The sequence below is a fragment of the Blattabacterium cuenoti genome, assembly GCF_014251955.1.
GTDB lineage: Bacteria > Bacteroidota > Bacteroidia > Flavobacteriales > Blattabacteriaceae > Blattabacterium > Blattabacterium cuenoti_L.
In genome coordinates this window covers 547,363-561,882 of record NZ_CP059203.1, presented here as the reverse complement: position 1 = coordinate 561,882, position 14,520 = coordinate 547,363, and the positions used below count along the sequence as shown (strand labels likewise).

The following is a 14,520-nucleotide window of genomic DNA, read 5'->3' as shown; positions in this document are numbered from 1 at the left end:
TACTATGATTTTTCACATTAGTATAGTTTTTGCGACTATACTTATATCTGCTTTTTTTTCTGGAATAGAAATGGCTTTAATTTCTTCTAGTTTTTTTCAAATAGAATTAGAAAAAAAGAAAGGTTCTTTTCGTTCTAAATTACTTTCTAAAAGCATTAAACATCCAAAAAAATTTATAACAACAATGTTAATAGGGAATACTATATCTTTAGTCGTATATGGAATTCATATGGGGAAATTATTTTTATTTATACTTCCAAAATGGTTTTTGATTTACAATCATTCTTTTTGGTTTCTTCTTTTAGAAACAGTTTTCTCCGCTATTATCATTCTTGTTATTGGAGAATTTATTCCAAAAATGATATTTAGTGTATATTCCAATGAATTGTTAAGTTTATTTATTGTTCCTGTATATCTTATATACAAAATTTTTTCTCCTATTACAAATTTTATTATTTTCATATCCAATATTTTTCTAAATTTTTTAGGAGAAAAAGAAAATGAAAAAACCAAAATTTTTGATAAAGAAGATTTAATTTCTTTTCTTTCAGAAAAGATAGAAAATAATCTTCAGGAAAGAGTAGAATCAGAAGTAGAAATTTTTCATAAAGCTTTAGATTTTTCTGAAAAAAAAGCGAGAGAGTGTATGATCCCTAGAAAAGAAATGGTTTCTTCTAATATATACACTTCTTCTATTGATAAGATCCGTTATAAGTTTACAGAAAAAGGATTTTCAAAAATTGTAATCTACAAAAATAATATAGATAATATCATAGGGTATATTCATTATTTGAAACTTTTTAAAAATCCAAAGAATATTGAATCTATAATTCTACCAGTAGAATTAGTTCATTTGACTACTCCCATACGAAAAATAATGGATCTTCTTATTAAGAAAAAAAAAAGTATCGCGATAGTATTGGATGAATACGGAGGAACAGCAGGAATGATAACTATAGAAGATATTTTAGAAGAATTTCTCGGAGATATAAAAGACGAACATGATGAAATTTTTTTTGTAGAAAAAAAATTAAATGAAAATGAATTTTTATTTTCGGCTCGTTTAGAGATTGATTTTCTTAATGCTAAGTATAAATTAGATCTTCCTAAATCAGAGGAATATGAAACCTTAGGAGGTTTGATTGTGTCTCATACAGGAAATATTCCTAAAAAAGGAGAAAAAATAATGATTAGTGATATTTTGTATATTGAAATAAAAAAAGTATCTAAAAACAAAATAGAAGAAGTTTTTCTTCAAAAAAGAAAAGAAAATTATAAATGAGTCTTTTAGAAAAAATAAGAAAAAATACATGGATTCTATTTTTATTTATAGGAATTTCTTTGTTTCTTTTTATATTAGATCCTAATGTATTGTTAAAAATTTTTTCTGAAAATCCAAATATTATTGGAAAAGTAAATGGGGAAAACATTTTTATAAAAGAATATATTGATTGTTTTCAATTTTTAAAACGATTTCGTCAAGGAGAACCAGATGCTTATTTAAAAAATGAAGCTTGGAAATTATTAATCTACGAAAAAATTTTAAATCAACAAGCTGTAAAATTAGGAATACAAAGTACGAAAAAAGATTTTTGGAACGCTGTAGCAAAGCAATCTATTTATAGTAATATATCTGATTTTCATGATTTTAATGGAGAAATGGATCTTGAAAAATTTCAATCTTATTTGAAAAAATTGGAGAAAACATCCAAAATTTCTAATCCTCAAATTGAGGAAGAAAAAAATATTTGGTCATACGAAAAAAAGAATATCATAAAAAGAATTTTTGCAAAAAAATATATAGAGATGTTAATGTATGGATTAAATACATCTTTAGTAGAAGCAGAATTGAATTATAAGGATAAAAATTTTTTTTCTTTCATTGATTATATTTTTATTCCCTATTCAGAAATCGAAAATAGATATAAAAACATGTTTTTAATAAACGATAATGAAATTTATGATTATATTGAAAAACACAAATTTTTTTATAAAAAAGAAAATATAAGAAGTCTTAGTTTTGTTATTTTTCGTTCTGAACCTTCTTTAGATGATGAAAATAAAATGAGAAAAAAAATGAAAGAATTATTTCATCAATTTCAATCCACCAATCAGGATTCTATTTTTGTTTCCAATCAATCTGAAAAACCTTTTGATTCAAATTTTTACTTAAAAAGATCTCTTCCTACTGTTTTACAAAATTTTATTTCAAAAAACAATCAAATTGGAAGTATTTTTGGACCTATTAAAGAAGAAAATATTTATATAATGGCTAAATTAACTGGAAAAAAAATGATATCTGATTCTGTTTTAGTAAGCCATATTTTAATATCTCATAAAAACGCAATACGTTCTTCTAATCATAAGAGAACAAAAAAAGAAGCTAAAAAAATATCTGAAAATATATATAATACTCTTAAAAAAAATCCTTATTTGTTTGATTTTTTTGTAAGAAAAAAATCAGATGATTTAATAAATGCAAAAAAAAATAAAGGAAGTTTGGGATGGATGAAATATGAGGATCAAAATTCTATTGGTTCATTTGATATTTTTGCATTGAAAAATAAAAAAGGAACGATAGGAATTACTGAAACAAAATTTGGGTATCATATTCTTAGAATTGATAATAAAAGTATTCCTATTCCTGCTTATCAATTTGCAATCATTCTAAAAACTTTAACTCCATCTAAAAAAACAGAAGATTCTCTTTACAAAAAAGTGAGAAAGTTTTTGATAAAAAACAAAAATTCTAGTTTAAATACATTTATTAATCATGCAAGAAAAAATAAATATGAAACTATATTTTTGAAAAATGTTAGATTTTCTCAATCTAATATTGATGAATTAAATACAGAAGTAGATAAAGAAATCATTCATTGGGCATTTGAAAAAAATAGAAAAAAAAGAGATTGTAAAATTATTTCTACTTCAAATAAAGATTATATACTCGTATATCTTTCTAAGATTCAAAATAGAGTTTTTTCCATTGAAGAAATAAAAAAAAATTTGATTTTTTTTCTAAAAAAAGAAAAAATAGATAGGTTTTTGTCTAAAATGATGAAAGAAAAATTTCCTAATAAAAATTTGGAAAAAATAGGATTCTATTTTTCTAAAAAAATAAAAAAGTCTTATAAAATAAATTTTCATGATTCCATGATTGATGATCATAAAGAACCTAAAGTTGTTGGTTTTGCTTCTTCATTAAAATTATATGAAACTTCTAAACCTATATTAGGAGAAAAAGGAATCTTTTTTGTAAGACCTTTAAAACATATTTTTCCTTATAAAAAACCTTCTTATTTTTCTTCTGAAATGGAAGTCTTAAATTCTTATTTAAGAAAAAATTATTTAGAAAATTTAGGAAGAGTCTTGATAGATAAATCAATCATAAAAGATTATAGAAATAGAAAAAATATTTAGTTTTTAATTATTATTTATTGTTCCGTTTTATAGGAAATATATTTGTTTTATTTTCTTTTTGATCTGAAAAAAATTTTTTCTTTTTTTTTTCAATAGGATTGTGAATGGTATTTTTCATTATTTCATTTTGAATTTTATTTCTAGCATTTTTTAAATATCGAATTCCTTCTCCTATTCCACGAGCGATATCCGGTATTTTTTTTGGTCCAAATATAAGAAGAGCTATAAAAATGATGAAAAAACTTTCTTCAATGCTAATAAATAAAAGGTTCATTCTTTGATTGTGTATTTTTTTTTGAAAAATCATAGGATAGCGCTGCTATATAAATATGTAGGAATAAGTTCCAATACTTATTTTATTCCAATAAGTAAGTCTAGAAGAAACATAGCATAAAAAAACTTCGAATAGTTATTTCTCCAAATAAAAAAATAGTAGAGATAACTAGTATGGTAATTATATTATAATAATAATAAATGAAGTAGTATTTATTCATAGTTCTTAAAGTCTTACAAATTCCATTATTTATTCTTATCAGACTCATAAAATCACTTTTTTTAGTAGAAAATTTTATAATTTTATCATAGTATCATTGATAATAGAATCCCCATTCTAAGGAAATATGCTATAAATGATTGATCTATTTCTAGAATTCTAGAATAGAAATTTTAGAAAAAATCCCAATAACAATCTATTTTTTTAATCTAATCAAAATATAAATAAATATTACCAATAAAAATATTTTGTATAAAATATCTGTATTTTTTTCATAATTAAAAATATAAAATTTAGATATGAAATTATTTCTTTGTGTTATTATGATGATATGAGGTTAGTCGTTTAATTATAAAATTTTATATTAATATAATAACATAACTTTGTTTCTAAAAAACAAACAAAGAAAAAAAATAGAATTTAAAGAAATTAAATGAATGTATTTGAAAAAAATTTTAACTTATTCGAAACCTTATAAATATCACTATATTCTTAATATATCGTGTAATTTTTTACATTCTTTATTTTCAGTTATATCTATAATATCTATTTCTCCCGTATTAAGTCTTTTACTTGAAATTCCTGACAAAAAAGAAGAAAATAAAATAACATTTTTTAATTTTTTTAATGGATCTTTTGACTTTGTGAGAAAATATTTTCACCATTATATAGATTTATTGTCATATCAATATGGAAAAATAAATACACTTGCCATTTTTTGTATTTTTCTTATGGTCCTTTTTTTAATAAGAAATATTTTTAGATATTTAGCAGAATATTTTATGATAGGAATAAGGACTTCTATAGTTAGAAATATACGAAATGATTTCCATAAGAAAATATTGTCTTTACCTATCATTTTTTTTTCTAATAAAAAAAATGGAGATTTAATGTCAAGATTGTCTAATGATGTAAATGAGATAGAAGGATCTATCGTTAGTTCTTTCGCTAACATTATTAGTTATCCTATTATGGTTTTTTTTCATTTATTTACTTTATTTTTTATGAGTTATCAGTTAACATTATTTGTTTTTATTTTACTTCCGTTAATGGGAACATTTATATCTATTATAGGAAAAAGTTTGAAAAAAGATGCAATAGGATCTAGAAATCAATTAGGAAAATTATTTTCTGTTATAGAGGAAACATTAACTTCTATAAAAGTTATAAATATTTTTAATGCAGAAAATCAAATGCAAAGGCGTTTTGAAAACATATCTGAATGTCAAAAAAAACTTTCCGCACGTGTAAATAGAAAAAAAGAGTTAGCTTCTCCTATTAGTGAATTTTTGGGATCTATTACTATGATTTTAATTGTTTGGTATGGAGGAAAACTTTTTTTAGAAAAAAAAGGAATGGAACCAGAAATTCTTTTTCCTTTTATAGGTCTTTTTTTTCAAATGATTAATCCGGCAAAAAGTTTAGTAAATTCTATATCTAATATTCAAAAAGGAAGAGCATCTGTAGAACGTGTTGTGGAAATATTAAAGGCCCAATGTGTTTCAAATGAAAAAAAACGATACAAATCTATTTTTCATTTTGAAGATGAAATTTTATTTCGTAACGTATCGTTTACATATAATAAATTAGTTTTAATTCAAAATTTGAATTTTTCTCTAAAAAAAGGAAAAACCATCGCCTTAGTCGGAAGATCTGGCAGTGGGAAATCTACTATAGCAAATTTGCTTACTAATTTTTATAATGTTTCTTCTGGAGAAATTACTATTGATGGAACAAATATTAAATGTTTAAAAACCAGAGATTATAGAAGATTATTAGGAATGGTTACTCAAGAACCAGTTCTTTTTAATGATTCTGTTTTCAATAATATTGCATTAGGTAGAGAAAAAATAGTTTCTATGGATTCTGTAATACAAGCAGCTAAAGTTGCAAATGCGCATTGTTTCATTAAAAAACTTCCAAAAGGATATGATACAGTTATTGGATATAATGGAAACAAATTATCTATGGGACAAAAACAAAGAATTAGCATTGCAAGAGCCGTGTTAAAAAAACCTCCCATTCTGATATTAGATGAGGCAACTTCTTCCCTAGATACAGAATCTGAAATAGCTGTTCAGAGAGCTTTAAATCAGATGATGAAAAACCAAACTTCATTAGTAATAGCTCATAGACTATCTTCTCCTATCATACAAAACGCAGATTATATTATTGTATTAGAAAAAGGAAAAATTATTGAACAAGGAAAACATAAGTATTTGATTTCAAAAAAAGGTGCTTACAGAAACTTACTCACTTTGCAAAGTTTTTTATGAATAATGATTTCATTGCAAATGACATTAAAAACATCATTAATCATCCTATAGTTTCTATTTCTATTCTAGGAAATATTTTTTTGATAGAAAGCATTTTATCAATAGATAATGCAGTATTGTTGGCATCCATGATAATGGATCATATAAAAAAAAAAGATAGAAAAAAAGCTATAAAATATGGTATTTTTGGTGCTTATTTTTTTAGAAGTATATGTTTAATATTTACATATCAATTAATTAAAATATGGTGGTTAAAACTATTGGGAGGAATCTATTTAATTTATCTTGGATCAAGGTATTTTTTTTCTAAATTTTCTAAAAAAAATTATGTAAATAATAAAAAAAATATAAAAAGGATAGATTCTTTTTGGAAAATCCTTATTATTATAGAAATAATGGATTTAGCTTTTTCTATAGATAACATTTTTGCAGTTATTGCTTTATCAGAAAATTTAATTCTAATTTTTTTAGGTGTTTTTGCAGGAATTTTGTCTATGAGATGGGTCACTCAAATATTTGTAAAATTAATGGAAAAAAATTCTTTTTTGAAAGATTCTGCTTTTTATGTAATCATAATACTTGGAATAAAACTGATTTTTTCTTTTTTAGAGAGAAAATATCATTTTTACATATTGAATCAATTCCTGATTTATTTTGAAAAGTTTTTTCCATTTTTTACTGTGATTATATTTTTATTTCCAATTTTTATATCTTATTTTTTTCCAATTCCAAAAAAAAAACATAAAAATTCATAAATCAATAAATAACTAAACTAATATGGTAATAGGGTCTTCTAACAGATTTTTTAGGGAATGAAGATAACTACTTCCTGTTGTACCATCTATAATTCTATGATCACAAGAAAGAGTCACTTTCATAACATGTCCTATTTCAATTTTGGAATCTTTAACAATAGGTTTTTCCATAATAGCACCTACAGAAAGAATAGATGAATTAGGAATATTAATTATAGAAGTAAAAAATTCAATTCCATACATTCCTAAATTAGAAACTGTAAACGTACTATTTTCTATTTCTTCTGGTTGTATTTTTCTTGATTTAGAACGCAATACTTTATCTTTTATTTCTTTAGATATTTGAAGTAATGATTTTTGATCAGTATTTCTAATTACTGGAACTAGCAATCCATCTTTTACCGATACTGCGACACCAATATTAATATGAGGATGATATATAATTTCTTCTTTTTTCCATGAAGCATTTACATTAGTATGATTTTTCAAAGATATAGAGACTGCTTTAATAATAATATCATTAAAAGAAATTCTATCTTCTATAGATAATTTTTCATTCAAATTTTTTCTTAATTGTATCATTTCTCCTACATTAATTTCAATGACTAAATAATAATGAGGAGCCGTAAATTTAGAATTTGTTAAATGTGTTGCAATTCTTTTTCTCATTGAAGAATGAGGATATCGCGTTATGACTTCTTTATTTTTATTATGATTTAAATTTTTTATATCAAATGTTTTTTCATATGTTTCAATATCTCTTTTAATGATACGACCTTTTTCCCCACTTCCTTTTATTTGATTGATAGGAATTCCTATTTTTTTTGCCATTTTTTTTGCTACAGGAGATATAAATCTTCTCTCTTTTTCTTTATTTTTTTTAAACTTAGATAAAAGAAAACTGATATCTTCTCCTTCTTCTCCAATGATAGCTAATGTATCATTAACACGTGTTTTTTCTCCTTCTTTTACCCCAATAAAAAGTAGAATTCCATTTACATCAATTTCAAAATCTTGAATTGCTTTATCCGTTTCGATTTCAGCCAAAATATCTCCTTCTGAAACTTTATCTCCTACTTTTTTATTCCATTTTATAACCGTTCCCTCTTCCATTGTATCACTTAACTGGGGCATAGATATTATTTCTGCCATTCTTTGTTTTAATTAATATATTATTTTATTTTAATTATTTTGGGATAACTTTTTTATCTAAAAAAGGATAACTTGTTTCTTTATAAACAACATTATACATTTCTTCTAAAGAAGGAGGATCCGATTCTTCTGCAAATTCAACACAGGATTCTACTTCTTTTTTTATTTCGTTTTCAATCAAATTTAAATTTTCTATAGTTTCCCATTGGTTTTTAATAATAATATTTTTTAATTTTAAAATGGGGTCCTTTTTTTTGTAGAAATGAATTTCTTCTTTATTACGATATGATTCTGCATCAGACATAGAATGGCCCCTATATCTGTAAGTTTTCACCTCTATAAATGTAGAGCCATCTCCCCTTCTAGCTCTTTCAATAGCGGAGAAAACTATTTTTGCTATTTTTTCAGGATCCATTCCATCTACAGGATAAGATGGCATTCCATATGATCCCCCTATTTTGTAAATTTCTTCTACATTAGTACTCCTTTTTACAGATGTACCCATAGCATATTTATTATTTTCGCAAATGAAAACAACAGGAAGTTTCCATATCATAGACATATTAAAAGTTTCATGTAAAGAACCTTGTCTCACTGCTCCGTCTCCCATAAGTGTTAGGGTCACAGAATCTCTGTTAAAATATTTATCAGCAAAAGCAATTCCCGCTCCTAATGGAATTTGACCTCCTACTATTCCATGTCCTCCATAAAAACGATGTTTTTTGCTGAATATATGCATAGAACCTCCCATTCCATGAGAAGTTCCTGTCGTTTTTCCTAAAAGTTCTGCCATTACTTTTTTTGGATCAACTCCCATAGAAATGGGTAAAATGTGACATCGATAAGCAGTTATAATTTTATCTTTAGATAAATCCATTGCATGAGTTAATCCTGCAGGAATCGCCTCTTGACCGTTATACAAATGCAAAAAACCTCTTATTTTCTGTTTTAAATATAGGGAACGACATTTGTCCTCAAATTTTCTCCAAAAAGACATATCTTTAAACCACTTCAGATAGGTTTCTGTGGTAATTTCTTTCATAAAAAAAATTTCTATGAAGTTTTTGATACAAATTTAATCTTTAAGATCTAAATCTACAAATTAGATTAAGTTTATCAAATTTTCCAAAGAATTTTTTCTAGAACCCTTAATAAGAAGATAATCTATATTCTTAAAATAAGAATTTTTCATACATTGGATGAAAATATTTTTATTAATAAATTTTTTGATTTTATCAGAAGTTTTTATAGTTGTGTGAAAAAATATTTCTCCAATTAAAAAAATTGTGTTTATATTACTCTCTTCTAAATAAGAAATAATTTTTTGATGTTCCTCTTTAGAATAGCGACCTAATTCCAACATATCTCCTAAGATAGCCATCTTTTTTCCTTCAATTTGATTATTAAAATATGCAATAACTTTTTTCATACTAGTAGGATTGGCATTATAGCAATCTATAATAATTTTTATATTTTTTTTTTCTAAAATTTGAGATCTATAATTGTTGGGAACATATTCTTCTACAGCTTTTTTAATTTTTTTTAAAGGTATTTGAAAATAATTACCAATAGTAATGGCAGAAGCTATATTGTATAAATTATAATTTCCTATTAGTTTGGAAATTATTTGTATATTTTTTATGCATAAAATAGATGTTAAATTTTTTTGATTCCATAAGTATTGAATTGTTACATCTGAATTTTTTTTTTCAGAAAAAATATATCTATTAATTCCTAAACTATTGGTTAATTGAATGGGATCATCTCCATTTACAAAAACTTTTTTTTTATTTTTTTTCAAAAAATCATATAATTCTAATTTTCCACGAATCACTCCTTTTATATTTTTAAATCCTTCTAAATGAGCTTTTCCAAAATTAGTTATATATCCATAATCTGGATTAATTATGGAACACATTTTTTGTATTTCTTTTTCATGATTTGCTCCTATTTCTATCACAGAAATTTGTGTTTTTTTAGACATAGATAGGATAGTTAATGGAATACCTATATGATTATTGAAATTATTTTTAGTAGAATGAACAAAATTATATTTTTCAGTTAAAATAGCTGTTGTTAATTCTTTAGTTGTTGTTTTTCCATTACTTCCAGTAATGGCAATAATCGGAATGTTCTTAAGTTGTAATCTATGATAGATTGCTAGTCTTTGTAAAAAAAACAAAGTATTTTTTACAAAAAAAATATTCCTAAAAGGAAAAGAATATTTTGGATTATCTACTATTGCCATCATTGCTCCATTTGAAATGGCTTCATTAGCAAATTGATTTCCATCAAAATTTTTTCCTTTTAAAGCAAAAAAAATAGAACCTTTTTTTACTTTTTTACTATTTATTCCTATCCCAGAAGAAATAGTATATAATCTATATAAATTAATGATGTTCATAAAATACATACGTGATTAAAACTATTTTGAATAAATAAAATTAAAGCAAATCTTCTTCAAGTTTCATTTTTAGATTATTAATATTAGTAATGACTATTCTATTTTGATCTTTTATATAAGATATATAACCAGTTTCTTCAGAAATAACGAGACAGATTGCGTCTGTTTTTTCAGATAATCCAATAGCAGCTCTATGACGAAGACCTAAACGAGATGGAATTTCTTTGTTATAAGAAACTGGAAGAATGGCTCTTGTTCTCACGATTTTATTTCCTATCACAACAACAGCTCCATCATGTAATGGACTATTTTTATAAAAAATACTTTCTAAAATAGGAATATTAACTTTAGCATCCATTTCATCTCCATTTTGGATAAATTCTTTTAGATCTTGATGTAATTGAATCACTATCAATACTCCTGTTTTATCTCCTGATAAAATAGCACAAGCTTTGACAATACTATCTATAGTTTCAGTTTTTATTGAAGAAGTAATTCCTGATTTTCCAAATAGAGAAAGAACAAATTTTTTCAAAAAAATTCTGCTACCAACTATAAGAAGAAATTTTCTTATTTCTGGTTGAAATAGGATAATTAAAGCTAAGAAACCCCCTTTGAAAAAAGCACTTATAACTATGCTAAGGAGTTTCATTTCGTACATTTCTACTATTTTCCAAAAAATGAAAGTAGCAATAATTCCATAAAAAATATTTAAAGCCGCTGTGTTATAAACAAGTCTATAGACTTGTAATAAAATAATAGCTACTAGAAAAATATCTAAAATATCTATGAAGGAAATTTTCAAAAAAAATAATAATAAAAAAACGGGATTACACAAAAATAATATAAGTTTTTTTCTATTATATTTTTCTATAATATTGTACTAATTTTATACATTCTATAGCTTCTTTCACATCATGTACACGTAACAATTTGACTCCTTGTAATAGAGATAAAGTATGAATGATAGAAGTAGCATTTAATGATTCTTCAGAAGAAATATTTAGAAAGTTTTGAATCATAGATTTTCTAGAAATACCGATTATAATTAAATGATCTTCAAAACCTATCAGAGATAAATGTTTCAATAATTTAAAATTTTGTTTCAATGTTTTTCCAAAACCAAATCCAGGATCTAAAATGATATCATTGACCCCATATTGTTTCAAATAGTAAATTTTTGTAGAAAAAAAATTATTGATTTCTATAATAATTGTATTGATATTTTTTTCATCAATTTTTTTTTTGATATTCATATGATTTAATATATATGGAATCTTCATTTTAGACAATAAGAGAAACATTTTTTTATCCAGCATTCCTCCAGATATGTCATTTATCATTACAACTCCTTCTTTTACAGATATTTCTGCTACTTTGCTACGAAAAGTATCTATAGAGATTCTAGTTTTTGGAAATGTTTTTAATATAGAACGAATGGGACTGATTACTCGTTTGAGTTCTTCTTTTTCTGTTGGGAATTTAGCTCCTGGACGAGTAGAACAACCTCCAATATCTATAAAATCACATCCTTCATTTAATAGAGATTCTACATGTTGTAATATTTTGTATTCCGAACTCAATTTTCCTCCATCATAAAAAGAATCAGGAGTTACATTTACTATTCCCATAATTTTTGGTTCCTTGAACCGTAATAAAGATCCTGCAAAATTAATTGTCATTCAAAAACTATTTTTGTAATTTATTGAATAATAAAATTAAATGATATGAATCATATTGTCGTTGGTTTTATCATTAAAAAATGTAAAAAATTATTTCAAGAAAAATTAAAAGATTATGATTTGTCATGGAAAATTATAAAAATTTCTTCTATGATAGATCAAATTTTTATAAAAATCGTACGTATACAAAATCTTCAAAAAAAAGGGAATCAAAAAGTAAAAGAAGAAAACATTGTAGATACATATCTAGATGTTATTAATTATATTATAATAACATTAATAAAATTAAATTTTACTTCTTTTTTAGAAAAAAGAAACATTTCACATTATGAAATTTTTAATATTTATACTAAAGAATTAAATAAAATTAAAAATTTTAACGAAAAAGAAGTAAATGATAATGATGAGGTTTCAATAGATACAATAATAGAAAATATTTTATCTTGTAAAAAGAAAAAAAATTTTTTTTCCCAAAATTTGGAAAAATTTTATTTAAAAATGTTAAAAATGATAACATTTTTATTAGTTAAAAAGATAGATAAAATAAATTAGAATTTTTCTCAAGAAAGAATAGAATAAAAATGAAAAAAAAAATTGTAATTGCAAATTGGAAGATGAATCATGATTTCTATGAAACTACTTCGTTTCTTAGAAATTTATTAAAAATTCTTCTTGATAAAAAAATAAATCACAAAAAAAAAGTAATTATAGCCCCATCTTTTCCTTTTTTACAAATTTCAAATCAAATTTTACAGGGAACTGCTTTCAGCATTGCGGCTCAAAATGTTCATCAAATGGAAAATGGATCTTATACGGGAGAAGTGTCTGCTTCCATGCTAAAGTCTATAGGAATTCAAAAGGTAATATTAGGACATAGTGAACGTAAAAAGTATTGTTATGAAACAAATGATATTTTACTAAAAAAAATTCATATTTCATTTAAATATAGATTAAACATTATTTTTTGTGTTGGAGAAACATTTTTTGAAAGAGAAAGAAAAGAACAATTTACTGTCGTAAAAAACCAGTTAGAAGAAACTGTTTTTCAATGTTCTTCAGAAAAAATGATCGATTTTATTATCGCATATGAACCTATATGGGCTATTGGAACAGGAAAAACAGCTACTCCTGAACAAGCTCAGAAAATGCATAAATATATTCGTACTTTGTTTATAGATAAATATGGAGAAAAAATATCCAAAAAAATTTCTATTTTGTATGGAGGAAGTCTCAACGAGATTAATGCAAAAAATTTTTTTTCTAAAGAAGATATAGATGGAGGTCTTGTTGGAAATTCTTCACTTCAAATAGAAAAATTCTTAAAAATACTTTCATCCTAAATATTTTTTTTATCTTTGTTTTTTATTTTTTCTTTACATAGAAACAACGACCTCGTAGCTTAATTGGATAGAGCATCTGACTACGGATCAGAAGATTATGGGTTCGAATCCCTTCGAGGTCTTTTTTTATCCTAGATAAGGTTTAAGTATTTTACTTCTAGAAGAATGTTTTAATCTTTTTAGAGCAATGCTTTCAATTTGTCTCACTCTTTCTCTTGTTAAATCACAAGATTGTCCTACTTCTTCCAATGTCATTGGTGGAGATCCATTTAAACCAAAATGCAAAATGATGACACGACGTTCTCTTTCACTCAAAGTTTCTAAAATTCTTTTTATATCTTTTCTAAGAGATTCTTTTTCTAAATGTTCATCTGGACGAGGGGATTCATCAGATCTAACTAAATCATATAAGTTAGAATCTTCTCCTTCTACTAAAGGGGCATCCATAGAAACATGTCTTCCTGAATTTTTTATGGATTCTTCCACATCTTTTTCATTCATATTTAAATGTTCTGCTATTTCTCTTACAGAAGGAGTTCTTTGTAATTCTTGTTCTAATTGAGAAAGAGTTTTAAGTATCTTATTTAATAAAGCTAATTTGTTGGTAGGTTGACGAATAGATCGTGATTGTTCTGCTATTGCTTGTAAAATAGCTTGTCTGATCCACCAAACAACATAAGAAATACATTTAAATCCTCTTGTTTCATCAAAACGTAATATCCCTTTGATCAACCCTAAATTTCCTTCATTGATTAAGTCACATAAACTTAATCCTTGGTTTTGATATTGTTTTGCAACAGAAACAACAAACCGTAAATTTGCATTAACAAGCTTATTTATAGCAGATGCATCCCCTTCTCTTGCTCTACGAGCGTATTCTACTTCTTCTTCTGGGGTTAATAATGGAATCTTTCCTATTTCATGAAGATATTTATCTAACGATTCAGATTCACGATTTGTTACTTGTTTAGTAATTTTGAGTTGTCTCATGTTTTTTT

The 14,520-nt window shown here is 24.5% G+C and carries 13 protein-coding genes and 1 tRNA gene; 7 read left to right on the top strand and 7 right to left on the bottom strand.

Features of this window, described 5'->3' with window-relative positions; genetic code table 11:
- Positions 1-4: 4 nt before the first annotated feature.
- Positions 5-1,282, top strand: coding sequence for a hemolysin family protein (locus H0H53_RS02660; protein ID WP_185870446.1), 1,278 nt, complete (start codon positions 5-7; stop codon positions 1,280-1,282).
- Complete coding sequence (locus tag H0H53_RS02655; protein WP_185870445.1) at positions 1,279-3,420, top strand: SurA N-terminal domain-containing protein; 2,142 nt, start codon at positions 1,279-1,281, stop codon at positions 3,418-3,420. The genes H0H53_RS02660 and H0H53_RS02655 overlap by 4 nt, the downstream gene beginning before the upstream one ends.
- A 10-nt stretch (positions 3,421-3,430) precedes the next feature.
- On the opposite strand, the gene H0H53_RS02650 is transcribed toward H0H53_RS02655, so the two are convergent.
- Positions 3,431-3,694 (bottom strand): Sec-independent protein translocase subunit TatA/TatB, encoded by a 264-nt coding sequence (locus H0H53_RS02650; protein WP_185870444.1) that lies wholly within the window; start codon positions 3,692-3,694, stop codon positions 3,431-3,433.
- A gap of 656 nt (positions 3,695-4,350) precedes the next feature.
- On the opposite strand from H0H53_RS02650, the gene H0H53_RS02645 reads away from it, so the two are divergent.
- Positions 4,351-6,189: an ABC transporter ATP-binding protein gene (locus H0H53_RS02645; RefSeq protein ID WP_185870443.1), complete on the top strand. Its 1,839-nt coding sequence runs from the start codon at positions 4,351-4,353 to the stop codon at positions 6,187-6,189.
- A complete protein-coding gene (locus tag H0H53_RS02640) occupies positions 6,186-6,944 on the top strand; it encodes a TerC family protein (protein ID WP_185870442.1) in 759 nt (252 codons plus the stop codon). Before H0H53_RS02645 ends, H0H53_RS02640 begins: the two co-directional genes overlap by 4 nt.
- A 12-nt stretch (positions 6,945-6,956) precedes the next feature.
- Here H0H53_RS02640 and H0H53_RS02635 read toward each other — a convergent pair whose 3' ends face one another.
- From H0H53_RS02635 to folP, 5 genes are read right to left on the bottom strand one after another with little or no spacing between them, the layout of a single operon-like run.
- Positions 6,957-8,096, bottom strand: coding sequence for a dihydrolipoamide acetyltransferase family protein (locus tag H0H53_RS02635; protein WP_185870441.1), 1,140 nt, complete (start codon positions 8,094-8,096; stop codon positions 6,957-6,959).
- Between the two features lie 34 nt (positions 8,097-8,130).
- On the bottom strand, positions 8,131-9,138 hold the full coding sequence (gene pdhA / locus H0H53_RS02630; RefSeq protein WP_185870440.1) for a pyruvate dehydrogenase (acetyl-transferring) E1 component subunit alpha: 1,008 nt from the start codon (positions 9,136-9,138) through the stop codon (positions 8,131-8,133).
- Between the two features lie 60 nt (positions 9,139-9,198).
- A complete protein-coding gene (locus tag H0H53_RS02625; protein ID WP_394798642.1) occupies positions 9,199-10,509 on the bottom strand; it encodes a UDP-N-acetylmuramoyl-tripeptide--D-alanyl-D-alanine ligase in 1,311 nt (436 codons plus the stop codon).
- Between the two features lie 31 nt (positions 10,510-10,540).
- Positions 10,541-11,305, bottom strand: a complete 765-nt coding sequence (locus H0H53_RS02620; protein WP_238784260.1) for a diadenylate cyclase — start codon at positions 11,303-11,305, stop codon at positions 10,541-10,543.
- A 55-nt stretch (positions 11,306-11,360) separates the two neighbouring features.
- Positions 11,361-12,182, bottom strand: a complete 822-nt coding sequence (folP, locus tag H0H53_RS02615; protein ID WP_185870438.1) for a dihydropteroate synthase — start codon at positions 12,180-12,182, stop codon at positions 11,361-11,363.
- Positions 12,183-12,227: 45 nt separating this feature from the next.
- Here folP and H0H53_RS02610 point away from each other — a divergent pair, with 45 nt between their 5' ends.
- From H0H53_RS02610 to H0H53_RS02600, 3 genes are all read left to right on the top strand, one after another.
- Entirely contained in the window at positions 12,228-12,734 is a 507-nt protein-coding gene (locus H0H53_RS02610) for a DUF1599 domain-containing protein (RefSeq protein ID WP_185870437.1), read from the top strand.
- A gap of 29 nt (positions 12,735-12,763) precedes the next feature.
- A complete protein-coding gene (tpiA, locus tag H0H53_RS02605; RefSeq protein ID WP_185870436.1) occupies positions 12,764-13,522 on the top strand; it encodes a triose-phosphate isomerase in 759 nt (252 codons plus the stop codon).
- 48 nt (positions 13,523-13,570) lie between these two features.
- Positions 13,571-13,644: transfer RNA gene (locus tag H0H53_RS02600), tRNA-Arg, on the top strand.
- 4 nt (positions 13,645-13,648) lie between these two features.
- Here the strand turns inward: H0H53_RS02600 and H0H53_RS02595 are convergent.
- Positions 13,649-14,512, bottom strand: coding sequence for a sigma-70 family RNA polymerase sigma factor (locus tag H0H53_RS02595; RefSeq protein ID WP_185870435.1), 864 nt, complete (start codon positions 14,510-14,512; stop codon positions 13,649-13,651).
- Positions 14,513-14,520 lie beyond the last annotated feature (8 nt).